Genomic DNA, 26,928 nt, shown 5'->3' with positions numbered 1-26,928 from the left:
GGCCAGGTCCACCAGGATCGGCTCCGCCAGGGTGGCTTGCTCGTCGGTTAGTCCGGCCACGGCGGCGCAGATGGCCTCCACCACCCCCGCCGCCAGCTCCCCTGTGGCGAACTTCTCCCGCACGACGGGGAGGCGGGGTAGTTCCGCGCCGAGGGTGAGCAGGCGGCCCGCTCCGCCAACGGTCATCCCCCCTCTGGTGCGTAGCCAGCAGCGGGTGGAGGCATGGCCGTGCTGCTTGGCCTGACCTGCTCGGTGGACCCGGCCGACGCGGTCGGCCAGGGCGCTGGTGATCCGGTCGCGGGCGAACAGCAGCTCTTCCGCCTCGGCCAGGCACATGTCCACGTCGTCGGGAAGCGGGGTCAGCGCCAGCTCTTGGGCCACCTCACGAACCGACCCCACCACCACCCACGACGACCGCACACCACCCCGACCACGACCACGGCCACGATCACGCCCACCCACACCATCGGAAGCACCCCCACCCGCACCCGCACCAGCACTCGGGCCGGCCGCGCCAGGGTCATTCGCGCCAGTGCCGTTTGTGCCAGCAGCGTCCGCGCCGTCGGCAGCCCCCTGCGCGCCATTCGCGCCAGAGCCATTCGCACCGGCGGCAGCCGCGCCATCGGCAGCCTCACGGGCGGCACCCGCGTCAGATCCCGCGCTGTCGGCGGCGCAACGCGCGGCATTCGTGCCAGCGGCATCCGCTCCAGCGCCGTCCACGCCAGCAGCAGCCGCACGATCGGCAGCTCCACTCGCGGCATTTGCGCCAGCGCCGTTCGTGCCGGCGGCATTCGCATCGACGGCAGCTCCACGCGTGGCATCCGCGCCGTCGCTATCTGCCCTGTCGGTATGCGTGCCTGGGGCGTCCGCGCCCGGGGCGTCCACGCTCTCGACAACGGGTGCGTCGGCGCGCTGCCGGGGCCCGAAGTTGATGATCGGGAAGGGCTCGCGGGCGGATGAGCCGTCGGACGACCACAGCGGCGAATTGGCGATCAGACGATCCCACCAGCCGTCGTCAGGGCCATTCGAGTGGTGAGGGCGCTCAGGATCGAAGTCGAACAGATCCATCACACCCTCCTCACTTGATTCGAACTGATGTATGGATTCTCTCACACTCTGTGAGCGAGTGACAACTGTGCGAAGCGAGTGGTTGGAGCCTCAGGTAAACCCCAGAAGGGCGTGCCAGTCGCTGGAGGGGTTGCCCAGAAGGCAGCGAAGGGGGCCGTTCGGAAAGCGCGAAAGGCGCTGCCGGGAAAGTGGCGATGGGGCTGCTCGGAAAGCGGCGACAGGGCTGCTCCACAAGGCGGCATCGGCGCGCAGGACGCGGCCGAGCTGGACGGCATGGTCGGCGATCACGCCCTGAATGGGATCACCGGCGCGGATCCTGTCGGTGCCGGCGACGTACGCGGCGCAGGAACCGAGGCGCAGGAGCCGAGGTGTGGCGGCGGGGGCGGCGGGGTGTGGCAGCGCAGTGTGTTGGTGCGGAGCACGGTGGCGCAATGGCCGGTGGCGTGGCGGGCGAACTCGCGGGCAAGCAGCCGACGGCCTGAGGCTCAACCGATGCGGCCCAGCCGGATGTGGACTGGCCTGTAACGCGCGAAATCTGTGCCAGAACAAGGCTTCAGGACCCGCCGACAGCCTGACGCGCGCTGGCTGTCAGTCGGCCGTCAGTTTTCCGGAACGGGGCCCGTTCACGTGGGGAGGCGCTGGTCATGGCGGGCGTTGGGGTGGTGCTGGAAGGGGGCCCGTTCACGAGGAGAAACGCCGTCCATGGCGAACGTCAGGGCGGTGCCGGTGGAACGGGGCCCGTTCACGTGGGGAGGCGCTGGTCCTGGCGGGTGTTGGGGTGGTGCTGGTGGAAGGGGGCCCGTTCACGAGGAGAAACGCCGTCCATGGCGAACGCCAGGGCGCGACCGCGGAACAGGGCCCGTTCGCACAGGAGAACGCTCGTCAGATGCGGCCGATGTCGGCGGGCAGGTCGAGGGCGAGCACGTGGTCGAAATGGAGGAAGGTCTCGAACTTGGACCCGGGCTCGATCGACTCGTCGGCCTCCAGTTCGCGCAGGAGGCGTAGCGCCGCAGGAGTGTCGAGGTCGTCGTCCAATGCCTGCTGGACGCGCTCGGCGTGGGCGCCGTTGATCGGGCGGCTCGGTGACTCCGCCCATTCGGCCACCCGACGCCGAAGCCGCCGCAGCTCCTCGTCGGCGGCGCGCAGGGCGTCCCAGGTGAGGTCGACCGGCCGCCGATAGTGGTGCTCCAGCAGGGCCAGCCGTACGGCGAGGGGATCGAGACCTGCGGCGACGACCCCGGAGAGCGGCACGACGTCGCCGGTGCCGGCTGGGCGGCCCTCGAACAGCAGGTGTCCGGAGTGCGCCCAGTGGACGGCGGCCTCCTGGCCTGTGGCGGCGTTCGACTGGGCCCGTGCCCTCTCGTGGTGGGGGAAGCACAGGTCGGCGCGGCCCACGTACAGGTCGAAGCGAGGGCCGAGGAACCGCAGGGGCGTGGCCGAGCACTCCAGGTCGTGGCCGGGGAGCCCACGGCCCCAGGGCCCGTTCCAGACCGGTCCGGCGTCGTCGCCGGCCGAACCCTGCGGCGGTTCCTGCGCCGGCTCCCAGAGAGGCCAGTCGGACGCCGAGCCCGGCTTTCCGGAGATCTCGCCGTACGTGGGGAAGGACGCCGCGTCGAAGAACACGGCCCCCTCCGGGGTGGCGTACGCGTGGCCGCGCTCGATGAGCCGCCCGATGAGCTCGATCACCAGGCCCATGGTCTCGCTGGTCCTGGGGGAGTGCTCGGGAGCGCGCATGTTGAGCGCGAGCGCGTCGGCGTCGAAGGACGCGCTCTCGCTGTCACGGTCGCCGTTGACACCGCGACCGCCGTTCCTGCGGGCGAGGTCGGAGACGCTGCGGCAGGCGAGCACCCGCAACCCGGCGCGTTCGGCGACGCGGCGGACGAGGTCGGCGAGCAGGGCGGGGCGCAGGTCGGCGAGGCCGGAGGGCTCGTGTGCGGTGCAGGTGTACATCCGCAGGATTCGCGAACCGGCCGGGGCGACGGGCACGACCTGCCGGGTCAGGGTGTCGTGGAGCCGCAACATGCTCCGAGCCTACGTGCTGCCACCGACATCCCCGCCCGGCCCCTGAACCGGCCGCCTGCCCTTGAACCGCCCCGGCCCCTAAGCCGGCCCGGCCCCTAAGCCGGCCCGGCCCCTAAGCCGGCCCGGCCCTTGAACCGCTGAACCGCCCCTGAACCGGTCCGGCCCTGAGCACCCGCTCCGGTCTCGGACCCCGACGGAAGCCGGAATCAGGTGAGGAAGGTCAGGATGTCGCGGTCGCCGCGGTCGCGCAGGCGGTCGAGGACCTCCTCGCGACCTGCCCCCTCGGGCAGGCCGATGCGGGCGCCGATGAGCCGCAGGCCCTCGGCTTCCGACGCCACCGGGGCGGTGTAGCCGATCAGGTGCAGCGCATGGTTGATGGCGGGCAGCCCGGCCACCGCCGCGGGCAGGAAGCGCGTCAGCAGCTCGCCGCCGTCGGAGACGGTGAGGAAGACGTGGTCGCCCTCGGAGGCGTTGTATTCGGCGAGAACGTTCCTGATCGAGCCGATGGTCGGCTGGTTGTGCCAGCTGATCACCACCTCGCCGGACGCGGTGGAGGCGGTGAGCTGCCCCCCGGGCGCCATGCCGAGGTGGGCGGCGAAGCCGGTCGGCAGCGGGGAGCCCGAGCCGCGCAGGTGCTCGGCGTTCACGTCGACGCGGTGCCACCAGCGGCCGTCCCTGCTGCGGAAGCAGCGGCGGGTCATCGACACGTCCCGGCGCGGCTGGTAGGCCTCGGCCTGCTCGGGGACGGCCACCCTGATGTAGCCGCGCTGGGTCCGCTCGAACCCGGGCCCTCCGGCGTACGCCCTGATGGAGCTCTCGCTGACGTCGTAGCGGGAGGTCAGGTTGTCCACGACCGTGCTCACGGACGCCTCGCCGCCCGCGCGCTCGATCTCCCGGATGATCATCTCCCGGATGCCGAGGTATTCGTCGCCGCCCCAGCGCCGCAGGCCGTACTTGCTGCGGTCGAGCCGGATGAACCGCTCGTCGGAGGCGAGCTGGTTGCGGATGCCGACGAGGCTGTAGTCCTCGCCGATGCGCGACTGGATGTCCTCGGGGGTGAGCGGGGCGTGGGCGACGGCCAGCACGGCCTCCGCCTTGTCGCCCATGCTGCGCGGCCAGAGGACGACGTGGCCGTCCATGACCCGAAGCTGCGGCACCGACGCCAGCCAGCGCTCGGCGACGTCCTCCCGGATGCCGAGCTGGGCCACGAGGGTGACCGCCTCCTCCAGCGGCCGGGGGCCGTCGGCGAACAGCTGCCGGGTCTTCTCCCTGAGCTCGTCGGCGCCGCCCGCGATCATCCAGCCGTCCACCTGCTCATAGCCGGTCAGGAGCGTACGGACGAACCGCCAGGCGGGGATGGCGAGCGTGATCAGCTCGGTGCGGTGCCACGGCACGGCGGCGGCGAGGTCGTCGGCGGGTACGGCCGAGCCCAGCCGGGTCCGCAGCCAGGCGAGGTGGGCGTTCAGCGGCGCGGCGGACGGGCCGTTCAGCCACTCCATCACGTGGTCGCGCAGGTCGCGCTCGATCTGCCGGATGCGCTCGCGGGTGACCGAGAAGCGCTGGGCCAGCTCGTCCAGCGTGGCCCGCTGGGCCTGGCCCGGGTGCTGCGAGGCGTCGAAGTAGAGCCGGTCGCGGGCGATGGCCCGCTGGCGGTCGTCCAGCCGGGCGAAGATCCCGTCGATGATCTCGGGCATCGGCCGCTCGGGGAGGGCCGGCGGAACGGCCGCCCCGGCCGGTTCGCTCGCGGGCTCCGTGGCGAGCAGCTTGTCGATCACGTCGACGTACAGCTCGTGGACGTTCTCCCGGGGGCCGGGCGTCTGCAGGCTCTCCTCGGGGTGCGTGAACCTGAGCAGCGGGAGGATGTCGCCGAGAACCAGGTGCGCCCAGCACGCGGTGGTGAGGTCGGCGAGCCGGGAGGCGACCTGGCCGGTTCCCACCGCCGCGCAGGCCCGGTCGAGAGGGAGCGCCTGCCACCACGCGTCGGGAAGACCGGGGTCGCTCGCGATCGGCTCTACCTGGCTGGGCGCGGTCCAGCGCAGCGGAGGCACGATGTCGCTAAGGCTGAGGTTCATGCAGGTCCAACCGGCAAGGGGAATATATCCGCAGTTCAGACTAGGGGATCGGACGTCAGGCCGGGATGAATGGACTGGCGCGCCCCGAATAGGACACGTAGAGGACTTCCCCCGCCCGCGTACATGCCACGTAGAGCAGCCCCCGTTCGCGTTGCAGATCGTGCGCCCGGGCCGTCGGGTCCTCGTCGGCCGGGGTCAGCGCGTCCGGCGCCGGCACGATTCCGTCAGCCACGCCTATCACGGCCACCCGACGGAATTCCAGCCCTTTCATTCCATGGAGAGAGGTGACCTTGACCGTGATGCCCGCTTCGCGTAGTGCGGTGCGCGCGGTACGCACGAGGTCCGAGGTACGCGCGGCCACCGCTATCTGGGCGGTCGGCACACCCTCTTCCAGCCATTCGGCCACGGTGGAGACGAGCCCGGCGATCTCCGCCTCCGCGTCCACGTATCCGCGCACCATCGGGCGCAGGCCGTTGTCCAGCGCGCGATAGCCGTACATCGCGGCATTGCCCGCGACGAGCCCGTCGGCGGGGCCACCGCCGCGCAGGCGCACTCCCCACGACAGGATCTCGGCCGGCAGCCGGTGGGAGATCTTCAGACGGAAGTGGCGGGCGGGGATGCCGAGGTCCGTCAGCGCCACCCGCGTGTCGAACATGCGCTGGTGCGGATCTCCCACGATGAACAGGTCGTTCGGGGCGACGGGGACCGCCGCCCGCAGCAGCCGCCACTGGGCCGGGTGCAGGTCCTGCGCCTCGTCCACCACGATGTGCCGGTACGGCTCCCGCCCCGGCGCCTCGTCGCCGAGCAGGTCGCCCACGGCCCGCCCGAGCAGGCCCGCCGCCTCCGAGGCGAGCTGGAGAAGGGTCCGCCGCCCGGACTCGCGCAGGCGCCGTACGACGTGCTGGACGGCCTCCCACACCAGCGTCCTGGCCTCGGGGTCGAGCCGCACGCCACGGCCCGGCCTGCGCGCGGCCTGATACTCCTCCAGCGTCCGCAGGTCCTGCGCGAGGATCACCTGCTCCCACTCGCGCAGCAGGAACGCGCTGCCGAAGCGTCCGGCGGCCGCCTCCTGCCACAGCTCGGACAGATCGTCGGAGGAGACGAGGGCGGGGGCGCGGCCCTCCGCCTCGGCGACGATGCGGTGCGCGAGCCTGTCGACGTTGCCCACCTCGACGCGCTTGCGGACCACCTCGTCGTCGATGATCATGTCGAGCCGCGCGGACAGCTCGGTCGCGAGGCTCTGGGAGAACGTCACCAGCAGCACCGGGCCGGTGGCCGCCCGGGCGAGCAGGGCCGCCCGGTGCAGCGCGATGACCGTCTTCCCGGTGCCCGCGCCTCCGGTGATCAGCACCGGCTGCTCGTACGCCGGCCAGTTGGCGTACGTGTGCTGCGGCGGATAAAGGAACGTGCACCAGCCGGGCAGCGTGAGGACGCGTTCGAGCTCGGCCGCGTCGGCGACGAACACGGCCCGGTCGGGGCTGCGCCGCAGCGCCGCGAGGAGATCCTCGGGGTCGATCTCGTCGGCGGCGCGGGAACGGCAGGCGTCCAGCTCGCGCCAGGCCGCCGCGAGCGAGTCGCCGCGGGCGAGCGCCGTGAGCGGCGCGTACTGGCTGTACGGAAGCAGGGGCTCCACGGCCGCGAGATGCGACTCCGACGTCATCAGCCGCAGCAGCGGCAGCAGGTGGGCGTCGACGCCGATGTTGAGCAGGTCGGCGTCGCACCAGTTCTCGAACAGCGGCCGGCCGCCGCTCACCGACGCGCGGCGCAGGGCCGGCTCGATCCGCTCCAGGGCCTCGGCGTCCCAGGTCTCCACGATCCCGATGGCCGTGTTGACCCCGAACCTGTAGCGCTGCGCGTACGACCACGCCTCGGCGTCCGGCAGCACGGTGAGCAGCCAGTAGACGTCGTCCTGCCGCACCACCACCCCCCGGTGGCGGTCGGCGAGCCGCAGCGTGGCGACGCGGGGATCACGGCTGTTGCGCACCTTCTCGGGGTGCGGCGCGGCGGACGCGTTCAGCAGGAACCGGCGCATCGCGACGGCGACGTCCTGGCGGACCGGCCGGGTGAGCGCGCCGAGCCCGCGCAGGAACTCCGGGGAGATGGCGAGCCGGGGCATCGGCTATCCCAGCAGGGACAGCAGGTCGCGGTCCCCGCGTTCGCGCAGCCGCGCGAGGAGCTCGGGCCGCCCGACGGGCGCGGAAAGGCCGACGCGGGTGGCGATCACCCGCGCCGCCTGGTCGGGCGTGCCGCTCGGCGCGGTGTAGCCCACCAGGCGCAGCGCGCGGCTCGTCTCGTCGCCGCCCTCGGCCGCCGGCAGGTGCCGTACGCGCAGCATGCCCTCCTCGGACAGGGTCAGGAAGATGTGGCTGCCCTCCTCGGCCGCGACCTCGCCGAGAATCCGCCGGAGGGAGCCCAGGACCGGCCGGGCGTGCCAGGAGAGGCCGACCTCCCCGGCCGCGCTGCGCACCATGCGGTCCTCGCCCGGCGCGAGACCGACGTACGCCGCGAACCCGCTCGGCAGCGGCACCTCGGCGCCCTGGAGGTGGTCGGCGGTGACGTCGACCCTGAGCCACCACCTGCCGTCCGGCTGCCGGAAGCACCGCCGGGTCAGCGCGACGTCCTTCAGCCCGCCCTGCTGACCACCCTGTTGACCACCGTGCTGCCCGCCCGGCTGCCGGTCGGGGTCGATCTGGGACGCCTTCTGGGCGCGCAGTTGCGGCACGCTCTCCAGCCACTGCCTGGCGACGTCGGGACGGATGCCGAGAGAGCCGATCATCTCCAGCGCCCGGGGGACGGTCGGGGGGCGCTCGGCCGAGGCGATCAGGCTGCGCGTCCGCTCCCGCAGGTCCTCGATGTCGCCGTCCACGAGCCAGTCGCCGGAGAGGCGATATCCGGGGAGCGTGGCGAGCACGAACCGCCAGGCGGGCACCTCCAGCGAGCGCAGTTCGCGTTCGTGCCACTCGGCCGCCGCGACGAAGCGGTCCTTCGGGACCGCGGTGCCGAAGGTCTCGGTGAGCCGGGTCAGATGCTCGTTGTACGGCTTCGCCTCCGGCAGCGCGAGCCAGCGGGACAGCCGGTCGCGCAGGGCCGCTTCGAGGTCGTGGATGACGGTGGGATGGACGGCGAGCAGCCTGGCCAGTTGGTCGGGGTCGGACGGCTCGTCGGCGAAGACCCGGTTCTGCGCCACCATCCAGGTCTGGTCGTCCAGGTCGCCGAACGCCGCGTCGATCAGTTCGGGGATCTCCGAGACCGGCTCTTCCGGTGGAACCTCCACCAGTTCCGGAACAGACTCGGGAACAGGTTCCGGAACAGACTCGGGGACAGGCGCGGCGGCCGGCTCGGGGACCGGCTCGGGGACCGGCTCGGGGACCGGCGCCTCTTCCGGGGACATCCGTAAGAACACGGCGGTGAACAGCGCGGTCAGCACGGGGCGGGCCTTGACGAACGGCTGGTCGGCCAGCTCCCTGCCGGACAGCGCGAGCAGGCCGTGCCACGACCCTGCCCGGTCGAGCGCGATCGCGACCTGGGGGTCGTCGGCCTCGTCGGGGTCGAGCACGTGCAGCGCGGGCAGCACGTCGCCGACGGCCGCCGCCGGCCAGTGGTCGAGCGCGAGCCCGGTGAGCAGGTCGCCCAGCGCCTCGGCGTCCAGGACGGCGAGCACCCGGTGCAGGGGAAGCGTGCGCCACCAGGCGTCCGGCAGGCCGGGCCGGTCGGCAAGGGCCGTGATGCGGGCAGCGTCACTCCAGCGCAGCGGTGGCACAAGGTCACTCAGGCAGAAGTTCATCCGTTCCCCATCACTCACGAAGACCAGTCCATAGTCTGGCAAACCGCTCCGTCGCGGAGGAGAGGTCAGTGGCGTTCTGCGGCGAAACGGAGGCGGACGTAGTCGGCCATCCAGCCGGTCTCCCGGCGGAGCGCGGGGGCGGCCAGCTCGTTGACCCGGTGCAGCAGCGGCTCCACGGCCGCCGGGGGGACCCGGTCGAGCAGCGAGCCGGCGAACATCCTGACCCAGTCGGCCGCGCCGTTCGGGCACTCGTCGAGCGGGGTGGGGCGGTCGAAATACTCCAGCAGCCGGACGGTGAACCCGCCCTTCTCCAGCCGGAGGGCATACTCGGCGGGGCTGGGGAAATACCACGGCAGCTCGGGCTCGGGCAGGCCGTACTCCCGCCAGGCGGTGAGCACGGCGGAGGTGAGGGTCGCGCAGTTGCCCGCGCCGCCCATCTCGGCGACGAACCGGCCGCCCGGCCGCAGCGCCTCCCGCACGCAGCCGATCACCGCATCGGGGTCGCGGCTCATCCAGTGGAGCGCGGCGTTCGAGAAGACCGCGTCGTACGGCTGGGCGACGGTGAAGTCGTATCCCTCGCCCACCGTGAAGTCGAGTCCGGGATGGTGCGCGATGGCCTGCTCGATCATCGAGTGGGAGCCGTCGATGCCCAGCACGTGGGCGCCGCGCCTGGCGATGTCGGCGGTGAGCACGCCGGTGCCGCACCCGAGGTCCAGCACGCGCTCACCGGGGCGCGGGTCGAGCAGTTCCACCAGTGGCGCGCCCTGAGCCGAGACGTAGCCGAAGGAGCTGTCGTAGGCGCGAGCGTTCCACCGGCTGAGACTGGGGGTTTCGTACCTCAAGATCGGCTCGCATTCTGACACGTGGTGCCCTGTGTCGGGATTGCCGCAATCTCATGCCGACTTGTGAGACTGCTGAGATAACGACACACTTTACGGCTTCCGTCGCGTCTGCGAGATCGGGAGGCGATCGGCGGGCTCAGCCGACCATCTTGGCCCAGTGCTCGGCCACGTACGACTTGGCCTTGTCCTGCTCGGGGATGCTCAGGATCACCGGCTCGCCGGACGCCTTCGGCAGCCTGGCGGCGGCGTCTCCGTCCAGCGCGTCGCGCATCTCCATGGCCTCCATTCGGGCGGGCCGCGCGTGCGCCTTGAGGAACAGGTTCTGGCCCTCGTCGGACAGCAGGAACTCCTCCCACAGCCGGGCGGCGGCGGGGTGCGGCGCGTCGGCGCTGATCGCCTGCATGTAGTAGGAGGCGAGCACCTCGTTCTTCGGGATCGTCACCCGCCAGGCCGACTCGCCGCGGCCGGAGGCGGTCCGCGCCGCGTTCATGAAGTCCCAGTCGACCACCGCCGACGCCTGGTCGGGCCGGCCGAGCATGCCGCCCTTCTTCAGCCGCGCGAACAGGTCCACGCCCCGTGCGGCGTCCGGCAGCCCGTGGCCGAGCGAGGCGGCCATCACGGCGCTGAACGCCGAGGCCATCGTGCGCGGGTCGCCCGGCAGCGCCACGATCGTCCCCGGCCTGACCAGCGCGCCGTACGACGCGGGGGCGGGGACCTTCTTCGAGTCGTAGCCGATCGACATGCATCCGCCGTAGGCGGCGAACCAGCGGCCCCGCTGCTCCTTGGCCTCGTCGGGGATGTCCGCCCAGCCGGTCACGCGGTAGGGGGCGAAGAGCTTGGCGTTGGCGACCGCGACCTCCAGGCTGAGGTCGAAGACGTCCGGCGCCTGCGTGGTGCCCTTCAGCCGGGCCGCGGTGTCGATCTCCTGCTTGCTGCTCGCCTCCGGCACGATCGAGGTCACCTTGATGCCGTACTTGTCGGAGAAGCGGGCGATGATCTCCTTGTAGCCGACCCAGCCGCCCGGCAGGCCCACGACCGTGAGCGCGCCCTCCTTCTTGGCCGCGTCGACGAGCCTGTCCATGGTGCCGAACCCGGACTCGAGGCTGTCGGCGCGGGGGTTCAGGGGAGGCAGCGGCTTGTCCGAGGAGGACGACGTCGGCTTCGAGCACGCGGAGACCGCGAACAGGAGGAGGGCGGCCGAGGAGATCGTCACGGCGCAGGCACGTATCGTCACGTCGCGTATGCTCCCCACGCGGCGGCGGCCGTTCGCCACGGCACGCTGGGGCATTACCGAGTCGGCCCCCGGATCAGGCCAGGGGATTACCGGGCGGGCGGCGGCACGACCTTGGCCGCGGCCAGGGTGTCCTCGGCGATCTCCACGAGGCTTCCGTCCCGTTTGCGTATGGTGAGCACCCCGTCGCGCCAGGATTCCAACACGCCGACGGCGTCCCGGTGCCCACCGGGCACCCTGCGCCGTGTCGTCACCCTTTTGCCCACGTCGGCGGGGCTGATGGCGACCACGAGACGGGCTCCGAGCCGAGGGGCCACGACGTTTGCCCCCCTCCTGTTCCGGCTAGTCGGCAGGCACCGCAATACTAGGGCTAGCAACCCGCGGTCGAGCCGTGCAACCCAGAAGGAGCCCGAGGTGACGTACGTCATCGCGCAGCCTTGCGTGGACGTCCTGGACAAGGCGTGCATCGAGGAGTGCCCCGTCGATTGCATCTACGAGGGCGAACGCATGCTCTACATCCACCCCGACGAGTGCGTGGACTGCGGTGCGTGCGAGCCGGTGTGCCCCGTAGAGGCGATCTTCTACGAGGACGACCTTCCCGAGCAGTGGAAGGACTTCTACAAGGCCAACGTCGATTTCTTCGAGGAGCTGGGCTCGCCCGGCGGCGCCTCGAAGGTCGGCAAGATCAACAAGGACCCCCCGCTCGTCGCGGCGCTCCCGCCGCAGGGCGAGGACCACTGAGCGACCACCGACCGGCACGGCGCCCGACCGGCGCCTGACCGGCACGGACCGTGACGACTGGGGGATTCTCTTTGCTTGCCTTGCCGGACTTCCCATGGGATCGGCTCGTGCCCTATCAGGACCTGGCGCGGGCGCATCCCGGCGGGATCGTCGACCTGTCGGTCGGCACGCCCGTCGACCCGGTTCCCCCGGTCGCCCGTGAGGCGCTCGCCGCCGCCGCCGACAGCCCCGGCTATCCCCTGACGTACGGCACGCCGCGGCTGCGTGAGGCGGCCGCGGGCTGGCTGCGGCGGCGGCACGGCGTCACGATCGATCCCGCCGACGTGCTGCCGACCATCGGCTCCAAGGAACTGGTGGCCTGGCTGCCGACGCTGCTCGGCGTGCGGCCCGGCGAGCGCGTGGTCTTCCCCGAGCTCGCCTATCCCACGTACGACGTGGGCGCGCGGCTGGCCGGGGCCGAGCCGTACGCGACCGACGGGCTCCTCTCGCTGGGCCCCGAGCGGGTGCCCCTCGTCTGGGTGAACTCGCCGTCCAACCCCACCGGGCGCGTCCTGCCCGCCGAGCACCTGCGCAAGGTCGTCGCGTGGGCGCGCGAGCGCGGCGCGATCGTCGCGTCCGACGAGTGCTACATCGAGCTGGGCTGGGAGGCGCACCCGGTCTCCGTCCTCCACCCGGACGTGTGCGAGGGCTCTCACGAGAACCTGCTCGCGGTCCACTCCCTGTCGAAGCGGTCGAACTTCGCCGGATACCGCGCGGGCTTCGTCGCCGGCGACCCCCGGCTCGTACGGCGGCTGCTGGAGGTGCGCAAGCACGCCGGCATGATGATGCCCGCCCCGGTCCAGGCCGCGACGGCGGCCGTGCTCGACGACGACGCGCACGCCGACGAGCAGCGGGAGCGGTACGCCCGGCGCAGGGCGGTGCTGCGGCCCGCGCTGGAGCGGGCAGGCTGGCGGATCGAGCACTCGACCGCCGGGCTCTACCTGTGGGCCACCAACGGCACCGGCTGCTGGGACCAGGTGCGCGCGCTGGCCGAGCTGGGCATCCTCGTCGCGCCGGGCGAGTTCTACGGCGAGGCCGGGCGTGAACACGTCCGCATCGCCATCACCGCCACCGACGAGCGCGTCGATGCGGCGGTGAGCCGCCTCCAGTAGGATCGCGCGCCATGACGACAGCGATCGTGATCGTGCTTGGCCTCGCCACGGTCGTCGTCGTGCTGGGCGCGGTCGTGGGCGCGGTCGCCGCGACCCGGCGCGCACGCACGCGCGAGCCGGTGCGCACGCCGGCCGCCGATCCGAGAGAGGCGCAGGCGCACGACCCCGCGGCCGAACCGGACTTCTTCGACCCTCGCACGATCCGGGTGGGCGACACCGTCTATGTGGAGGCCGCCCGTTATCGGGCCGCCGGGGCCCTGCACTGCACGATGCAGGGCGAGAAGTGGACGGAGTATCTGCTCGACGAGGGCGCCCGGCGCTACAACTGGCTGTCGGTCGAGGAACGGCCGGGCACGGAGGGCGAGTCCCTCCACCTGGAGGTCCTGTTATGGACCGACGTGCCGACCCAGGGGATGGTGCCGGCCAGGCACATGCTCATCGTGGACGGCCTGGAGTTCTATCCCGTCGAGCGCGGCACGGCCGCCTTCCGCTCCGAGGGCAACACGGGGCTGCCCGAGCGCGGCCTGCTCGACTTCGCCGACTATCGGACGGGCGACGGCCGCCTGCTGTCGTTCCAGCGTGTGCAGGGCGGCCAGTGGGAGGCGTCCTACGCCCGGCCGCTGACCCCGGGATCGATTCGCGTGGATCGGCTTCCCTGATCATCCGGGTAGGTTCTGCTTGTGGAACGGCGCCTTACCAAACCTGTCGTGACCGTCGTGGTCATCGTGGCCCTGCTGGGTGCGGCCATCTTCTATGGCGCCTATCACCTGCTGAAGCGGACAAAGCCGTTCGCTCTGGGCGAACACTGCATGGTCAAGACCCCTGACGGCACGCTCGACCTCGACATCGAGCAGGCCCAGGTGGCCGCGACCATCGCCGCCGTCGCGGTGCGGCGCAGGCTGCCCGAGCGCGCCCTCCAGATCGCCTACGTCACGGCGATCCAGGAGTCCAAGCTGGCCAATCTGCCGTACGGCGACCGCGACTCGGTGGGCGTCTTCCAGCAGCGGCCCTCGATGGGCTGGGGGACGCGCGAGCAGCTGCAGGACCCGGTCTACGCCGCGCGCAAGTTCTTCGCCGCCCTGGAGAAGGTGCGGCACTACACGACCCTGCCGCTGCACGAGGCGGCACAGGCCGTGCAGCGCTCCGCCGACGGCTCGGCCTACGCCGAGCACGAGTACAACGCCAGGATCCTCTCGGCGGCGTTCAGCGGGCGCGTGCCCCAGGCCGTGCACTGCTGGTATCCGCCGTCCGACAAGCCGGTCACGCCGCAGCCCGAGGCCGCGCGCAAGCAGCTCGTGCGCGCCCTCGGCACGGACTCCTCGACCAAGCGCGGCTGGCTGATCGCCGCCTGGTATGTCACCTACGCCCAGAAGTACGGCCTGCGCCAGGTGCGCTACGAGGGCGTCACCTGGACGGCCGAGAGCGGGCACGACGGCTGGCGCAAGGCCACCAAGCCCGTCGCCACGGTCCAGATCGCGTGAACCGGTGGATTAGGGTCGGGTGACATGCGGCTTGACCTTTCCCAGGATGTGGGCGCGCTGACGGCGCGACTGGTGGACATCGAATCGGTGAGCGGCGCGGAGAAGGCGCTGGCCGACGCCATCGAGGAGGCGCTCGCTCCGCTGCCCCACCTGACCGTGCTGCGTGACGGCGACGCGGTGGTGGCGCGGACCGATCTCGGCCGGGCCGAGCGCGTGGTGATCGCCGGGCACATCGACACGGTGCCGGTGGCCGGCAACCTGCCCAGCAGGGTCGAAGACGGCGTGCTGTACGGCTGCGGGACGTCCGACATGAAGAGCGGCGTGGCAGTCCAGCTCAAGCTCTGCCTGCTGGCCGAGCCGAACCGCGACCTGACCTTCGTCTTCTACGACTGCGAGGAGGTCGAGGCCGAGCGCAGCGGCCTGCTGCGGCTCACCCGCACCCATCCCGAGTGGATCACGGGTGACTTCGCGGTCGTGATGGAGCCGACCGACGGGCTGATCGAGGGCGGCTGCCAGGGCACGCTGCGGGCCGAGATCACGGTGAAGGGCGTGCGCGCGCACAGCGCCCGGTCGTGGGAGGGCGTCAACGCCATCCACGACGTCGCGCCGGTGCTGGACATCCTCCGCCGATACGAGGCGCGGCAGCCGGTGGTGGACGGCCTGCGGTTCCACGAGGGCCTCAACGCGGTGGGCATACGCGGTGGGGTGGCCGGCAACGTCATCCCGGACGAGTGCGTGGTGACCGTGAACTACCGCTTCGCCCCCGACCGCACGCTGGAGGAGGCGTTCGCCCACGTCCAGGAGGTCTTCGACGGCTTCGACGTGCGGCTCACCGACGGAGCGCCGGGCGCACGGCCGGGGCTGACCCACCCCGTCGCCGCGGCGTTCGCCGCCGCGATCGGCGGCACGCCCCGGGCCAAGCTCGGCTGGACCGACGTCGCGCGTTTTTCCGCCCTCGGGATGCCCGCCGTCAACTGCGGCCCCGGCAACCCCGATATCGCCCACACGGCGGGGGAGAACGTGAGCCTCGCCAAGATCGTCGAGAGCGAGCGCCGCATGACATCCTGGCTGACCGAATAGGTAAGCCGCAGGTAGAGCCCGCAGATAGAAGAAAGTGGCTTTCCTCGCCGGCCATTTGGCGGGGAAAGCCACTTTCGTCCCGAGCAGCACCCTCGTTTCTTAGACGGGGCCTCGGCGACGACCGGTTCCATCCTTCCGAGGATCTTTTTCAAGATTCTTCCGGTGCGATTTGGAACGCGGGGCGCCGGGGCAGCCCGTGCGTCCAGCACCATGTCCGACCCCGACCGTTAGCGTGACCGTCATGAAGCACACCCGTCCCGAACGCCGGCAGGGCCCGTCGCTGGTCCGCGGCGGACTCGTCCCCGATTCGACCCACGACCAGCGCCTGCTCGACCGACGCGGCCCGACCGGCTGGCTGCACGAGGACCCCTGGCGCGTGCTGCGCATCCAGTCCGAGTTCGTCGAGGGTTTCGGCGCCCTCGCCGACCTTCCCCCGGCGGTGACCGTCTTCGGATCGGCCCGCACCGGTCCCGACAGCCCCGAGTACGAACTCGGCGTGAAGGTCGGCTCGGCGCTCGCCAAGGCGGGCTACGCGGTGATCACCGGTGGCGGCCCCGGGGTGATGGAGGCGGCGAACAAGGGCGCGCTCGAAGCCGGCGGCATCTCGGTCGGACTCGGCATCGAGCTGCCGCACGAGCAGCGTCTCAACGACTACGTGGATCTCGGCATCGAGTTCCGCTACTTCTTCGTGCGCAAGACGATGTTCGTCAAGTACGCCAGCGGGTTCGTGGCCCTGCCCGGCGGGTTCGGCACGCTCGACGAGCTGTTCGAGGCGCTGACCCTGGTGCAGACGCGGAAGGTCACGTCGTTCCCGGTGATCATGATGGGCGTCTCGTTCTGGTCGCCGCTGATCGACTGGATCCGCGACTCGCTGCTGGCCACCGGCAAGATCTCGCCGCAGGACGTGGAGCTGGTCTCGGTCACCGACGACCCCGACGAGGCCGTGCGCATCATCGTGGAGTCGGACCGGCGCGCCGGCACTCAGTAGGGTTGCGACGTGTTCGTCTGCGTTTACTGCTCGTCCAGCCAGAAGATCGACCGCAAATACCTCGACCTCGCCCGGGAGGTGGGCACCGAACTGGCCCGCCGCGGCCACGGTCTCGTGAGCGGCGGCGCCATCGTCTCCTGCATGGGCGAGGTCGCCCGGGCCGTCCGCGACGGCGGCGGCCACACGGTCGGGGTGATCCCCCAGGCCCTCGTCGACATCGAGATCGCCGACACCGACTCGGGCGAGCTGATCGTCACCGCCGACATGCGCGAGCGCAAGGGGATCATGGACGCCAGGTCCGACGCGTTCCTCGTGCTCCCGGGCGGCATCGGCACCCTGGAGGAGCTCTTCGAGATCTGGACCTCCCGGGTGCTCGGCATGCACGAGCGGCCGCTGGTCGTCCTCGACCCATGGGGTCTGTACGGCCCGCTGCGCGACCTGATCGACCGCATGTACGAGCAGGGCTTCACCCGGCCGAACGTGTTCGACGCGATCTCGTGGGCGACCACGGTCGAGGAGGCGCTCGACCTGCTGGAGCGGCCCGCCCTCCACCTCAGCCCCACCGGCGAGGAGCTCGGCGAGAGCTAGAAGCGCTCCGTCAGGCCAGGCCGCGGCGGGTCAGGGCGGGGGGCCGGCGGCCCAGCAGGGCCTCGGTCATGTCGAGGGCCCGCCGCACGTCGTGGGACGTCCGGAAGACGGCCGCCCCCGCCCAGGCGTACGCGGCGGCGGCCGCGATGGCCTCGGTCTCGTCGCCGGGGAGCGTCACCACGACGGTGTGCCCCGCCCGGGCCAGCGCGGACACCTCCGGCAGCGAGGCGGCCTCGACCCAGACGGGCTCGATCTCGTCGTCGGGCCCGATCACGCGCGTCATGCTTCCATGCTCGCACGCAAAAGAGTTGTGGCACGATTCGTATGTGCTGGTCGTACTCGTCATCGCCGGACTCGCCGTGATCGCCTGCGTGGTCATGGTCTCGCTGGGACACGGCGGCGAGATGGCGGAGTTCCCCCCGGACGTGCCGCCTCTCGAACTGCCGGCGGCCGGCCAGGTGACTCCCGCCGATCTGATCGCGCTCCGGCTCCCGATCGGTCTCGTGGGCTACAGCACCCAGGCGGTGGACGAGACGCTGCACCGCGTCTCGGTCGCCCTCGGGGAGCGCGACACCCGCATCGCGGTGCTGGAGCAGCGCGTGGCCGAGTTATCGTACGCACGGCCGCAGACCCGCGAGGAGACGACGCGGCCCGAGACGACGCGGCCCGAGACGAGGCAGCCAGAGACACAGCGGTTCGAGGCGCAGGAGCCCGAGGCGGCCGACGTCCGGGCCGAGCGCGTCGACGCGGAAGAGGCATGGTGACGGCACACGACGACGGGCTGGTCCGCTGCGGGTGGGCGGGCACCACACCCGACTACGTCGCCTACCACGACGACGAGTGGGGCCGTCCCGTCCATGGAGACGACCGCGTCTTCGAGCGGATCACCCTGGAGGCGTTCCAGTCCGGCCTGTCGTGGCTGACGATCCTGCGCAAGCGCGACAACTTCCGCAAGGCGTTCGCCGGGTTCTCGATCCCGGCGGTGGCGGCCTTCGGCGAGGACGACATGGCGCGCCTGCTCGCCGACGCGGGCATCGTGCGCAACCGCGCCAAGATCGAGGCGGCCGTGGCCAACGCCCGCGCCGCACTTGAGGTGCCGGGCGGGCTGTCGGCGCTGGTGTGGAAGTACGCCGAGGAGCCCGGCAGGGTCCCCGCCACCCCCGCCGACGTCCCCGCCCGCACCCCCGGGTCCACGGCGCTGGCCAAGGACCTCAAGAAGCACGGCTTCCGCTTCGTCGGCCCCACCACGGCGTACGCCCTGATGCAGGCCATCGGCCTGGTCAACGACCACGTCGCCGACTGCCACGTCCGCGAGGCCGTCACCGCCCTGCGCCGTGTTTGATTGCTTCGAAGCGCCTACCGGCCTTCGCTGTGCCGATTGCTTCGAAGCGCCTACCGGCCTTCGCTGTGCCGATTGCTTCGAAGCGCCTACCGGCCTTCGAAGGTAGGTCGTTCCTTGTCGAGGAACGCCTTGGTCGCCGCCGCGTGGTCGGCGGTGGCGACGCACTCGTCCTGAAGCTCCGCCTCCCGCTCCAGCGCCTCGGCGAGGGAGGACGACGCCGCGTGGTCCAGCGCCGCCTTGGTCGCGGCGTACGCCCGGGTGGGCCCCTGCGCCAGCCGTACGGCGAGGTCGCGGGCGGCGGACGCCAGCCGGTCGGCAGGCACCACCTGCCCGACCAGGCCGAGCTCCAGCGCCCTGGCCGCGTCGACGACGTCGCCGAGCAGCAGCATCTCCCGGGCGCGGGCGGGGCCGACGAGCCGCTGCAGGGTCCAGGACGCGCCCGAGTCGGGGGCGAGCCCGATCCCGGTGAACGCCATCGAGAACTTCGCGTTCTCGGCCGCCACCCGGAAGTCGCACGCGAACGCCAGCGAGGCGCCCGCCCCCGCGGCCACCCCGTTGACGGCGGCCACGACGGGCTTGCCCATCGTCGCGATGGCCAGCACGACCGGGTTGTAGTGCTCGCGCACGGTGTTCGCCAGACCGAGGCCACGGTCGAGGTTGGCGGCGTGTTCCCGCAGGTCCTGTCCCGCGCAGAAGGCCCGGCCCGCGCCGGTCAGGAGCACGGCCCGCACCGACGCGTCGTCGGCGGCGCGCCGCACGGCCGCGAGCAGGTCGGTCTTCGTCGCGAGGGTCAGCGAGTTCATCGCGTCGGGGCGGTTGAGCGTGATCGTGGCGACGGCTTCGTCGACGTCGTAGGTCACGGTCATGTCAGGCTGCTCCATTCAGTGTGCGGTCCACGAACGCGGCGGCGGCCGGCAGCAGCCGAGTGGCCTCCTGCTCGAAGAAGGTGCGGGCCTTCTCGCCCGGCCAGCCCGGCGGCAGCAGGTCGGCGGGCAGCCCGGGGTCGCGGAACAGGAAGTTGCGCCAGCCGTGCACCAGCCTGCTGCGGACCGCGAAGACCCGGTCGTCCGAGGCGTCCTCCGGCAGCGAGCCCACCAGCTCCGCCGCGCTGGCCAGCCAATCCTCGTACGCGCTGCCGATGCCGTCCAGGTCCCACGCGCGGGCGAGCAGGTCACGCGGGTCGCCCTCGTACACGGCGTCGAACCGGTGGCCGGGAATCCGCAGCGCGTCGAGCTCGGGCGAGGGCCTCGGACCGATCCAGGTCGTCTCCGACAGCGGGGCGTACCCGAGGAAGGCGAGGTCGGCACGCAGCCGCTCGCGCCGGGCCCGGTCCCTGACCGGTTCGAGCACCAGGACGTGCCAGCGGCCGGCCCATGGCGCGTCGCCCCGCCGGTAGACGCGGGCCGCCGTCTCGTCGAGCCGGCGTTCGCACTTCGGCGTGACCGCGTATCCCGGCCCCTGCGGCAGCCGTACGGGGTCGAGCCAGCCCTGTCTGACCATGCGGGATATCGCGGTCCTGACGGCCGGGGCCGCGATGTCGAGCGGCGAGAGCAGCCTCACGAGCGCGGCCACGGAGGCACGGCCGCCACGCGCGAGAAGGTGGTCCCCATAGAGATCGAAAAGCGCGGCTCGGGCGTTCACCCCACCCAGTGTGGGGTCACGTCCGGTCCGTCCACAACGAGTGTCTCACCGCATTGATCCACTGACCGGATCCAGGCCGTTACCTTTTTGAGCTCGGAGGCGGGATAATAGAACATCACAGAAACGTGAATACGCCGGTTACCCTCCGGGGCGGCCGACAACGCGGGAAGGGATACACGCATGGCGGCGATGAAGCCGCGGACCGGTGACGGTCCGCTGGAGGTCACCAAGGAAGGACGGGGCATCGTCATGCGGGTCCCTCTCGAAGGTGGCGGCCGACTCGTCGTGGAGCTGTCCGCGGACGAGGCCAGCGCCCTCGGTGACGCGCTCAAGAAGGTGGTCGGCTGACCTCGTCGGCCGACCCGTTCGATCTACGGCCCTGGCGGCGGGTTGTTCCCGCCCCGGGGCCGACCTATTGGAGGTGGACGTGCCCATCCAGACCACGCCGGTCCTCACCGGTCCTGACGGCGCCGGGCCCGCGCCGGACGCCGACCTGGTGGCCGTGCCGTTCGGACCCGGACCGGACCTCGCCCCGGCGCCCTGGCTGGAGTCTCCCGTGCCGGTCGACGCGCTGCTCGCGCACTACGAGGCCAAGGGAGAGCCGGGCGAGGTCGTGGAGGTGCCCACCCTCAGGGAGGGCGGCGTGCGGCGCGTCCTGCTGTACGGCACCGGCGACGGCTCGGCCGCCGCGCTGCGCAAGGCCGGGGCGGCCCTCGCGAGGCGGGCGAAGGGCCGGGCGTCGCTGTCGGTCGTCGTCCCGCCCAAGGGAGAGACGGCGGCACTGGCGGAGGGCGCGCTGCTCGCGGCGTACACGTTCACCATCGGCAACGGCGGCAAGAAGCCGGTCGGGGAGATCGTCTTCGTCGGCGGGGACGAGCGGGACCTGAAGCGCGGCGAGGCGGTCGCGCGGGCCACCGCGCTCGCCCGCGACCTCGTCAACACCCCGTCGTCGGTCAAGACGCCCGCCTGGCTCGCCGAGCAGGCCAAGGCGATCGCCGCCGAGTCGGGGCTCGGCGTACGCGTGCGGGAGGGGGCCGAGCTCGGCGAGTTCGGCGGCATCCGGGCCGTCGGGCAGGGGTCGGTCAGCCCGCCGTGCCTGGTCGAGCTGTCCTACACGCCGGAGAACCCGCGCGCCCACGTGGTGCTCGCCGGCAAGGGCATCACGTTCGACACCGGCGGCCTGTCCCTGAAGCCCAACGAGGGCATGAAGACGATGAAGACCGACATGGGCGGCGGCGCCGCCGTCATCGCCGCGATGAGCGCGCTCGCCGCCTTCGACGTGCCGGTGCGGGTCACCGGCCTCGTGGCGTGCGCGGAGAACTCCATCTCCGGCTCGGCGCAGCGGCCGGGAGACGTCATCACCCAGTACGGCGGGCGCACGGTAGAGGTGCTGAACACCGACGCGGAGGGTCGTCTCGTGCTGGCCGACGCGCTGGCGTACGCGCACGCTGAGCTCGACCCGGACATCGTGATCGACGTCGCCACGCTGACCGGCGCGGCCAAGGTCGCGCTCGGGACGAGCCTGGGCGCGCTCTACGCCACGGACGAGTCGCTGGCCGCCGACCTGATCGCCGCGGGCGAGGCCGGCGGGGAGCGGCTGTGGCGGATGCCGCTCGTCGAGGACTACCGCACGATGCTCGACTCCGACGTGGCCGACCTGGCCAACGTCGACAGGACGAAGTCGGGCGCGGCGGGGTCGATCGCCGCCGCGCTGTTCCTGCGGGAGTTCACCGGCGGGCGGCCGTGGGCACACCTCGACATCGCGGGGCCCGCGCGGGCCGCCTCCGACGACGGCGAGACCACCAAGGGCGGCACCGGCTTCGGCGTCCGCCTGCTGCTCCGCTACCTCACCGCCACGTCCTGAACGGCCCCTGAACGGCCCCTGAACCCGATGTGAACGGGCTCAGACGAGCTTGACGGCGGCCAGCAGCCCGGAGCCGAGCGGCAGCATCAGGGGCCGCAGCCGCTCGTCGTTCCTGACGAGCTTGCCCAGCTCCCGGAGCGCGACCGTGTCGGGGTCGCGCTGGGTGGGGTCGGCCACCTGGTCGTCGCAGAAGGCGTCGCCGAAGACGACGACCCCGCCCCGGCGCAGCAGCCGCACCGACTCGGTGAGGTAGTCGATGTACTCCTGCTTGGCCGCGTCGCAGAAGACCATGTCGTAGCCGCCGTCGGCGAGGCGGGGAAGGACGTCGAGCGCGCGCCCGCCGATCAGGCGGATGCGGCTGCCGGAGAACCCCGCCTCCGCGAACGTCTGCCGGGCCATGCGCTGATGCTCCGGCTCCACGTCCACGCTCGTGAGCGTGCCGTCCGGGCGCATGCCGCGCAGCAGCCACAGGCCGGAGACCCCGCACCCGGTGCCGACCTCCACCACCGAGCGTGCGTTCACCACGGTGGCGAGGAAGCAGAGCGCCGCTCCGCACCCGGGCAGGATCGGGCGCGCCCCGACCTCGATGCCACGCCGGCGCGCGGTTCGCAGGATGTCGTCCTCCGGGACGAACTCCTCCGCGTACTCCAGGCTGGCCGGTGTCGCCATCGGCCTCTCCCTCCCCTGCTTCATCTTGGACGCAGCCTAGGGGAGTCGGACCGGAACGGGAACTCACGCCACAACGGGGACGTTGCACGCTTTGAACGGTCTTTGTAAGAGACCGCTCAGCCCGCGGTGCGCAGGAAGGGGCGAAACCAGGCACTATGGCTGTAGCGACGATCCTGCAGAGAGGAATGCCGGTGGACGAGCACGACCACCAGGCGGAGACTTCGGTGTCCGGCTGGACGCCTCCCACCTGGGAGGAGGTCGTCCGAACTCATTCCACTCGGGTCTACCGGCTGGCCTATCGGCTGACGGGCAACGTCCACGATGCCGAGGACCTCACTCAGGAAGTCTTCGTCCGGGTCTTCCGGTCCCTGTCGAGCTACACCCCGGGCACGTTCGAGGGGTGGCTGCACCGGATCACGACGAACCTCTTCCTCGACATGGCGCGGCGCAGGCAGCGCATCCGCTTCGAGGGGCTGGCGGACGACGCCGCCGAGCGGCTGCACGGCCGCGAGCCGTCGCCCGCGCAGGCGTACGACGACGCGCATCTGGAGCCCGACATCCAGGCCGCGCTCGACGCCCTGGCGCCGGAGTTCCGGGCGGCCGTGGTGCTGTGCGACATCGAGGGACTGTCCTACGAGGAGATCGCCGCGACGCTCGGCGTGAAACTCGGCACGGTGCGCAGCCGCATCCATCGCGGCCGCGCCCAGCTGCGGGAGGCGCTCGACCACCGGGCGCCCTCCGCGAACCGGAACGGCGATCAAACCCCCCCTTCTATCAGCAGGGAGGGACTGTGAGTCATCTTGGCGAGCGCGTCTCCGCGCTCATCGACGGCGAACTCAGTCACAACGAGCGGGAACGCGCGCTCGCGCACCTGACGTTCTGCGCGGACTGCCGCGCGGAGGTCGACGCGATGCGCGCGCTGAAGACCCGCCTGCGGTCCATGGATCCGCCCGCCATGCCGGCGGACCTCACCATGTCGCTGCTGCGCATGGCGGAGCCCGGAGGGCCGTTGCCGCCGCGGATGCGGCCCTTTCCCGACCATCCGGCCTTCGGCGCCGGGCGGCTTCCCGGCATGCACGCCGCCGGACCCATGGACAACCGGCCCAGGGGCCGGGACGAGGGACGATCGGGACCGGGGCGGTCCGGAAGGGCCAGAAGGGCGGGATACGTCGCCGTGGGAATGGCCGGCGCCGCCGTCGCCCTCGGCACCATGCTCATGGCCGGGGGATCCACGGCCAACCCGAACCCGACACCCGGGCAGATGTTCGTACAGCATCCCGCGCAGAACAAGGCGCCCGTGGTGAGCGTGTCACCCACCCCGTCACCGAGCGTCACCAGGGGTCTTTCGCGCTGATCCGAGGGAACGGCATACGATCGGACACCGCAGCCGTCGTGTGCCGTCTTCCTCGTTACCGCGGCTGCCCAGCGGATGACGCCGTGTGCGAGGAGTGACTGCCGCGATGACCGACAATTCGCGTCCGTACGGCGCGTCGGACCGGCCCGAGTTCCTGCCCGCGGGCGAGGAGCCGCAGGGGCCTCCCGACGGCCCCGCGCCCGCCACCGGTCCGTACGGCATGGGCCCCGGCTGGGCCCCGCCGCCGCTCTGTCCTGTCGGGCCGCAGCGGGAGCCGCGCGGCCCCAACATCGCGCTCTTCGCCGCCCTGGCCGTGGTCATCGCGCTGGTGGCGGGCGGCGTGGCGAGCTGGGGCACGTTCCTGCTGACGCGCCCGTCCTCCGGCATCGACCCCTCCTACACGCTGAGCACGCCGTCGAAGCAGCCCACGGCCCGGCCGCCGGACTCCGTGGCCGGGGTGGCCGCCAAGGTCCTGCCCAGCGTGGTCTCACTGGAGGTCAAGGGCAACAGCGAGTCGGGCACCGGATCGGGCTTCGTCGTCAAGGGCGGCTACATCGTCACGAACAACCATGTGGTGGCCGTCGCGGGGCAGGCCGGGGAGATCCGCATCCGTTACAACGACCGCAGCTCCTCGGGGGCGCGCGTCGTCGGCCGCGACCCCAACTCCGACATCGCGGTCGTCAAGCCGGACGGGACCGTCCGGGCGCCGGAGCTGCCCCTCGGCAACTCCGACGGCGTGGTGGTCGGCGACCCGGTCATCGCGGTCGGCTCGCCCCTCGGGCTGAGCGGCACGGTCACCACGGGCATCGTGAGCTCGCTCAACCGGCCCGTCGAGGCGGGCGGCAGCACCGGGTCCGACTACGCGCTCATCAACGCGATCCAGACGGACGCCGCCATCAACCCCGGCAACTCAGGCGGCCCGCTGGTCAACGCCGCGGGCGAGGTGATCGGGGTGAACTCGGCGATCGCCACCGTCGGCGGTTCCCTGCTCGGCCAGCAGTCCGGCAGCATCGGCCTCGGCTTCGCGATCCCGGTCAACCAGGTGCGCCGGATCGCCCAGGAGCTCATCACCACCGGAACGGCCCGCACCTCCAGGATCGGCATCACGATCGACCAGAGCTACCAGGGCAAGGGGGTGCGGATCGCCACCCGGACGGAGAGCGGCGCCGTGCCGGTCACGCCGGGAGGCCCGGCCGCCAAGGCGGGCCTGCACGCGGGGGACGTCATCCTGGAGGTCGACGGCCAGCCCGTGAGCGACAGCCGGGAGCTGATCGTCACCATCCGCAGCAAGGCCCCCGGCGACCAGGTGCGGATCAAATTCCGGCACGACGGCGAGGTGCGGACGGCGACGGTCACGGTCGGCGCGGCCCCCGCCCCCACCGCGCGACCCTCATGAGCGCGTCCTGAGAGCCGGGCGTCCCCTGTCCACAGTGCGGGGAGCGGGCATTAGTCTGAATTCAGTCGCACGTGCAGGAGGAGATCGCCATGTTCGGACTCGGCTGGGGGGAGGCCCTGGCGTTGGTGGTGATCGCCCTGGTCGTCTTCGGGCCGGAGAAACTGCCCCAGGCCGCCTCACAGGCGGGCCGTACGCTGCGGCAGCTCCGGCAGATGGCCAACAACGCGAAGGCGGACCTGCAGGCCAACATGGGGCCCGAGTTCGCCAACTTCGACCCGGCCGACCTCAACCCCAAGAACTTCGTGCGCAAGCACCTGCTCGACGACCTCGAGAAGGACTGGAACGACACCTCGACGACGACCGTGGCCGAGCCGGTCTCCGCCCCCACGCCGGAACTGGGCGTGGGGGAGATCCCGCCGTACGACAACGAGGCGACCTGATCGGGCTGGTCAGCGCTCGAGTCAGTGCTTGACCGGTGAGATGTCGAGCTTCAGGCCCTTGAGGCTGGTCGACTTCTTGCCGAGCCCGGCCGCGATCCGGCGCAGCTCCGCGGCCGCCGGGGCGTCGGGGTCGGTCAGCACGAGCGGCTTGCCCTCGTCGCCGCCCTCACGCAGCCGCATGTCGATCGGCACCTGGCCGAGCAGCGGCACACGCGCGCCCAGTGTGCGGGTCAGCGCGTCGGCCACGGTCTGGCCGCCGCCCTCGCCGAACACCGAGATGCGCTCGTCGCAGTGCGGGCAGGGCAGCCACGCCATGTTCTCGATGACGCCGGCGATCTGCTGGTGGGTCTGGGCCGCGATCGACCCGGCGCGCTCGGCCACCTCTGCGGCGGCCTGCTGCGGGGTCGTCACGACGAGGATCTCGGCCGTGGGCATGCGCTGGGCGACCGAGATCGCGATGTCGCCGGTGCCCGGGGGCAGGTCCATGAGCAGGACGTCGAGGTCGCCCCAGTAGACGTCGGTGAGGAACTGGTAGAGCGCGCGGTCGAGCATCGGGCCGCGCCACACCACCGGGGTGTTGCCCTCGGGCTTGAACATGCCGACCGAGATGACCTTGATGTCGTGCGCGACCGGCGGCATGATCATGTCTTCGACCTTGGTGGGCCGCTCGCTCACGCCGAGCATGCGCGGCACCGAGTGGCCGTAGATGTCGGCGTCGACGACGCCGACCTTCAGGCCCTGGGAGGCCATCGCGGCGGCGAGGTTCACCGTGACCGACGACTTGCCGACGCCGCCCTTGCCGCTCGCCACCGCGAACACGCGGGTCAGCGAGCCGGGCTTGGCGAAGGGGATCTCCTTTTCGGGCCCGCGGTCGCCGCGGAGCTTCGTCTGCAGTTCCTTGCGCTGCTCGGCGCTCATGACGTCCATGTCGACGTGGACGCGGGACACGCCGTCGATCCGCGACACGGCGCCGGTGACGTCGCGCGTGATGGTGTCCTTCAGCGGGCAGCCGGCGACGGTCAGGTACACGCCAACGCGCACCACCCCGTCGGGGGAGATGTCGACGTTCTTGACCATGCCGAGCTCGGTGATCGGCCGGCGGATCTCCGGATCGTTCACCGTCGCCAGCGCGGCCATGACCAGTTCAGGGGATGGTGCCATGAATCCATGCTAT

General features: G+C 71.8%; 29 protein-coding genes. 15 read left to right on the top strand and 14 right to left on the bottom strand.

Annotation, left to right across the window (positions count from 1 at the left end; translation table 11 throughout):
- The 9 genes from FLV34_RS16615 to FLV34_RS16575 form a co-directional block, all read right to left on the bottom strand.
- A partial coding sequence (locus FLV34_RS16615) for a DUF222 domain-containing protein (protein WP_147943510.1) occupies positions 1-381 on the bottom strand: 381 nt, incomplete at its 3' end.
- The gene (locus FLV34_RS16610; RefSeq protein WP_147943509.1) at positions 360-761 is read right to left on the bottom strand and encodes a hypothetical protein; all 402 of its coding nucleotides are present in this window, start codon (positions 759-761) and stop codon (positions 360-362) included. The genes FLV34_RS16610 and FLV34_RS16615, both read right to left, overlap by 22 nt.
- A gap of 1,189 nt (positions 762-1,950) precedes the next feature.
- The gene (locus FLV34_RS16605) at positions 1,951-3,090 is read right to left on the bottom strand and encodes a cysteine--tRNA ligase (protein WP_147943508.1); all 1,140 of its coding nucleotides are present in this window, start codon (positions 3,088-3,090) and stop codon (positions 1,951-1,953) included.
- A 206-nt stretch (positions 3,091-3,296) separates the two neighbouring features.
- Positions 3,297-5,162, bottom strand: a complete 1,866-nt coding sequence (locus tag FLV34_RS16600; RefSeq protein WP_142651744.1) for a sigma factor-like helix-turn-helix DNA-binding protein — start codon at positions 5,160-5,162, stop codon at positions 3,297-3,299.
- 55 nt (positions 5,163-5,217) lie between these two features.
- The gene (locus FLV34_RS16595; RefSeq protein ID WP_147943507.1) at positions 5,218-7,278 is read right to left on the bottom strand and encodes a UvrD-helicase domain-containing protein; all 2,061 of its coding nucleotides are present in this window, start codon (positions 7,276-7,278) and stop codon (positions 5,218-5,220) included.
- Between the two features lie 3 nt (positions 7,279-7,281).
- Positions 7,282-8,964 (bottom strand): hypothetical protein, encoded by a 1,683-nt coding sequence (locus tag FLV34_RS16590; RefSeq protein WP_147943506.1) that lies wholly within the window; start codon positions 8,962-8,964, stop codon positions 7,282-7,284.
- 47 nt (positions 8,965-9,011) lie between these two features.
- A complete protein-coding gene (locus FLV34_RS16585) occupies positions 9,012-9,788 on the bottom strand; it encodes a trans-aconitate 2-methyltransferase (RefSeq protein WP_142651747.1) in 777 nt (258 codons plus the stop codon).
- 136 nt (positions 9,789-9,924) lie between these two features.
- The gene (locus FLV34_RS16580) at positions 9,925-11,022 is read right to left on the bottom strand and encodes an ABC transporter substrate-binding protein (protein WP_261985802.1); all 1,098 of its coding nucleotides are present in this window, start codon (positions 11,020-11,022) and stop codon (positions 9,925-9,927) included.
- Positions 11,023-11,108: 86 nt separating this feature from the next.
- Entirely contained in the window at positions 11,109-11,336 is a 228-nt protein-coding gene (locus FLV34_RS16575; RefSeq protein ID WP_142651749.1) for a hypothetical protein, read from the bottom strand.
- A gap of 97 nt (positions 11,337-11,433) precedes the next feature.
- On the opposite strand from FLV34_RS16575, the gene fdxA reads away from it, so the two are divergent.
- The 7 genes from fdxA to FLV34_RS16540 all read left to right on the top strand — a co-directional run bounded on the left by fdxA (position 11,434) and on the right by FLV34_RS16540 (position 17,048).
- Complete coding sequence (gene fdxA, locus FLV34_RS16570; RefSeq protein ID WP_147943504.1) at positions 11,434-11,760, top strand: ferredoxin; 327 nt, start codon at positions 11,434-11,436, stop codon at positions 11,758-11,760.
- A gap of 71 nt (positions 11,761-11,831) precedes the next feature.
- Positions 11,832-12,911 carry a succinyldiaminopimelate transaminase gene (gene dapC / locus FLV34_RS16565; protein WP_142651750.1) on the top strand — a complete coding sequence of 360 codons (1,080 nt, stop codon included), beginning with the start codon at positions 11,832-11,834 and terminating at the stop codon, positions 12,909-12,911.
- A gap of 11 nt (positions 12,912-12,922) precedes the next feature.
- Positions 12,923-13,570 (top strand): DUF4178 domain-containing protein, encoded by a 648-nt coding sequence (locus tag FLV34_RS16560; protein WP_147943503.1) that lies wholly within the window; start codon positions 12,923-12,925, stop codon positions 13,568-13,570.
- Between the two features lie 48 nt (positions 13,571-13,618).
- Positions 13,619-14,392 carry a hypothetical protein gene (locus tag FLV34_RS16555; RefSeq protein ID WP_142651752.1) on the top strand — a complete coding sequence of 258 codons (774 nt, stop codon included), beginning with the start codon at positions 13,619-13,621 and terminating at the stop codon, positions 14,390-14,392.
- A 24-nt stretch (positions 14,393-14,416) separates the two neighbouring features.
- Positions 14,417-15,472, top strand: coding sequence for a succinyl-diaminopimelate desuccinylase (gene dapE / locus FLV34_RS16550; protein ID WP_142651753.1), 1,056 nt, complete (start codon positions 14,417-14,419; stop codon positions 15,470-15,472).
- A 241-nt stretch (positions 15,473-15,713) separates the two neighbouring features.
- Positions 15,714-16,460: a TIGR00730 family Rossman fold protein gene (locus FLV34_RS16545; RefSeq protein WP_142651754.1), complete on the top strand. Its 747-nt coding sequence runs from the start codon at positions 15,714-15,716 to the stop codon at positions 16,458-16,460.
- A 9-nt stretch (positions 16,461-16,469) separates the two neighbouring features.
- Positions 16,470-17,048, top strand: a complete 579-nt coding sequence (locus tag FLV34_RS16540; RefSeq protein ID WP_142651755.1) for a TIGR00730 family Rossman fold protein — start codon at positions 16,470-16,472, stop codon at positions 17,046-17,048.
- Positions 17,049-17,058: 10 nt separating this feature from the next.
- On the opposite strand, the gene FLV34_RS16535 is transcribed toward FLV34_RS16540, so the two are convergent.
- Positions 17,059-17,331, bottom strand: coding sequence for a hypothetical protein (locus FLV34_RS16535; RefSeq protein ID WP_147943502.1), 273 nt, complete (start codon positions 17,329-17,331; stop codon positions 17,059-17,061).
- A gap of 43 nt (positions 17,332-17,374) precedes the next feature.
- Here FLV34_RS16535 and FLV34_RS16530 point away from each other — a divergent pair, with 43 nt between their 5' ends.
- Positions 17,375-17,812, top strand: a complete 438-nt coding sequence (locus FLV34_RS16530) for a hypothetical protein (RefSeq protein ID WP_147943501.1) — start codon at positions 17,375-17,377, stop codon at positions 17,810-17,812.
- Complete coding sequence (locus FLV34_RS16525; protein ID WP_147943500.1) at positions 17,806-18,390, top strand: DNA-3-methyladenine glycosylase I; 585 nt, start codon at positions 17,806-17,808, stop codon at positions 18,388-18,390. Before FLV34_RS16530 ends, FLV34_RS16525 begins: the two co-directional genes overlap by 7 nt.
- A gap of 86 nt (positions 18,391-18,476) precedes the next feature.
- On the opposite strand, the gene FLV34_RS16520 is transcribed toward FLV34_RS16525, so the two are convergent.
- Positions 18,477-19,271, bottom strand: a complete 795-nt coding sequence (locus FLV34_RS16520) for an enoyl-CoA hydratase-related protein (RefSeq protein ID WP_147943499.1) — start codon at positions 19,269-19,271, stop codon at positions 18,477-18,479.
- Positions 19,258-20,031 (bottom strand): PaaX family transcriptional regulator C-terminal domain-containing protein, encoded by a 774-nt coding sequence (locus FLV34_RS16515; RefSeq protein ID WP_142651760.1) that lies wholly within the window; start codon positions 20,029-20,031, stop codon positions 19,258-19,260. Before FLV34_RS16515 ends, FLV34_RS16520 begins: the two co-directional genes overlap by 14 nt.
- Positions 20,032-20,211: 180 nt before the next feature.
- Between FLV34_RS16515 and FLV34_RS16510 the strand changes: the two genes are divergently transcribed.
- Positions 20,212-20,379, top strand: coding sequence for a DUF3117 domain-containing protein (locus tag FLV34_RS16510; protein WP_076433904.1), 168 nt, complete (start codon positions 20,212-20,214; stop codon positions 20,377-20,379).
- A 79-nt stretch (positions 20,380-20,458) separates the two neighbouring features.
- Positions 20,459-21,895 (top strand): leucyl aminopeptidase, encoded by a 1,437-nt coding sequence (locus FLV34_RS16505; protein WP_142651761.1) that lies wholly within the window; start codon positions 20,459-20,461, stop codon positions 21,893-21,895.
- Positions 21,896-21,934: 39 nt separating this feature from the next.
- Here FLV34_RS16505 and FLV34_RS16500 read toward each other — a convergent pair whose 3' ends face one another.
- A complete protein-coding gene (locus FLV34_RS16500) occupies positions 21,935-22,564 on the bottom strand; it encodes an O-methyltransferase (protein ID WP_142651762.1) in 630 nt (209 codons plus the stop codon).
- A 185-nt stretch (positions 22,565-22,749) separates the two neighbouring features.
- Between FLV34_RS16500 and sigE the strand changes: the two genes are divergently transcribed.
- The 4 genes from sigE (at position 22,750) to FLV34_RS16480 (ending at position 25,754) form a co-directional block, all read left to right on the top strand.
- Positions 22,750-23,358, top strand: a complete 609-nt coding sequence (sigE, locus tag FLV34_RS16495; protein WP_142651787.1) for an RNA polymerase sigma factor SigE — start codon at positions 22,750-22,752, stop codon at positions 23,356-23,358.
- Positions 23,355-23,918, top strand: coding sequence for an anti-sigma factor (locus FLV34_RS16490; RefSeq protein WP_142651763.1), 564 nt, complete (start codon positions 23,355-23,357; stop codon positions 23,916-23,918). The genes sigE and FLV34_RS16490 overlap by 4 nt, the downstream gene beginning before the upstream one ends.
- 106 nt (positions 23,919-24,024) lie before the next feature.
- On the top strand, positions 24,025-25,314 hold the full coding sequence (locus FLV34_RS16485; RefSeq protein WP_147943498.1) for a S1C family serine protease: 1,290 nt from the start codon (positions 24,025-24,027) through the stop codon (positions 25,312-25,314).
- A gap of 89 nt (positions 25,315-25,403) precedes the next feature.
- On the top strand, positions 25,404-25,754 hold the full coding sequence (locus FLV34_RS16480; protein WP_142651765.1) for a sec-independent translocase: 351 nt from the start codon (positions 25,404-25,406) through the stop codon (positions 25,752-25,754).
- 21 nt (positions 25,755-25,775) lie between these two features.
- Here FLV34_RS16480 and FLV34_RS16475 read toward each other — a convergent pair whose 3' ends face one another.
- A complete protein-coding gene (locus FLV34_RS16475) occupies positions 25,776-26,915 on the bottom strand; it encodes an Mrp/NBP35 family ATP-binding protein (protein ID WP_030507453.1) in 1,140 nt (379 codons plus the stop codon).
- Positions 26,916-26,928 lie beyond the last annotated feature (13 nt).

This window comes from Microbispora sp. CSR-4, from assembly GCF_008033685.1.
GTDB lineage: Bacteria > Actinomycetota > Actinomycetes > Streptosporangiales > Streptosporangiaceae > Microbispora.
The sequence above is the reverse complement of the archived record's forward strand: the minus strand, read 5'-3'. Positions and strand labels throughout refer to the sequence as shown.

Bases quoted from the DNA above. Each gene is read 5' to 3' on its own strand.
- FLV34_RS16535 (WP_147943502.1), bottom strand. From the start codon at position 17,331: ATGACGCGCGTGATCGGGCCCGACGACGAGATCGAGCCCGTCTGGGTC.
- FLV34_RS16560 (WP_147943503.1), top strand. From the start codon at position 12,923: ATGACGACAGCGATCGTGATCGTGCTTGGCCTCGCCACGGTCGTCGTC.
- FLV34_RS16525 (WP_147943500.1), top strand. From the start codon at position 17,806: ATGGTGACGGCACACGACGACGGGCTGGTCCGCTGCGGGTGGGCGGGC.
- dapE (WP_142651753.1), top strand. From the start codon at position 14,417: ATGCGGCTTGACCTTTCCCAGGATGTGGGCGCGCTGACGGCGCGACTG.
- FLV34_RS16475 (WP_030507453.1), bottom strand. From the start codon at position 26,915: ATGGCACCATCCCCTGAACTGGTCATGGCCGCGCTGGCGACGGTGAAC.
- sigE (WP_142651787.1), top strand. From the start codon at position 22,750: ATGCCGGTGGACGAGCACGACCACCAGGCGGAGACTTCGGTGTCCGGC.
- FLV34_RS16595 (WP_147943507.1), bottom strand. From the start codon at position 7,278: ATGCCCCGGCTCGCCATCTCCCCGGAGTTCCTGCGCGGGCTCGGCGCG.
- FLV34_RS16605 (WP_147943508.1), bottom strand. From the start codon at position 3,090: ATGTTGCGGCTCCACGACACCCTGACCCGGCAGGTCGTGCCCGTCGCC.
- FLV34_RS16485 (WP_147943498.1), top strand. From the start codon at position 24,025: ATGACCGACAATTCGCGTCCGTACGGCGCGTCGGACCGGCCCGAGTTC.
- FLV34_RS16520 (WP_147943499.1), bottom strand. From the start codon at position 19,271: ATGGAGCAGCCTGACATGACCGTGACCTACGACGTCGACGAAGCCGTC.
- FLV34_RS16610 (WP_147943509.1), bottom strand. From the start codon at position 761: ATGCCGCGAGTGGAGCTGCCGATCGTGCGGCTGCTGCTGGCGTGGACG.
- FLV34_RS16600 (WP_142651744.1), bottom strand. From the start codon at position 5,162: ATGAACCTCAGCCTTAGCGACATCGTGCCTCCGCTGCGCTGGACCGCG.
- FLV34_RS16480 (WP_142651765.1), top strand. From the start codon at position 25,404: ATGTTCGGACTCGGCTGGGGGGAGGCCCTGGCGTTGGTGGTGATCGCC.
- FLV34_RS16500 (WP_142651762.1), bottom strand. From the start codon at position 22,564: ATGGCGACACCGGCCAGCCTGGAGTACGCGGAGGAGTTCGTCCCGGAG.
- FLV34_RS16545 (WP_142651754.1), top strand. From the start codon at position 15,714: ATGAAGCACACCCGTCCCGAACGCCGGCAGGGCCCGTCGCTGGTCCGC.
- FLV34_RS16510 (WP_076433904.1), top strand. From the start codon at position 20,212: ATGGCGGCGATGAAGCCGCGGACCGGTGACGGTCCGCTGGAGGTCACC.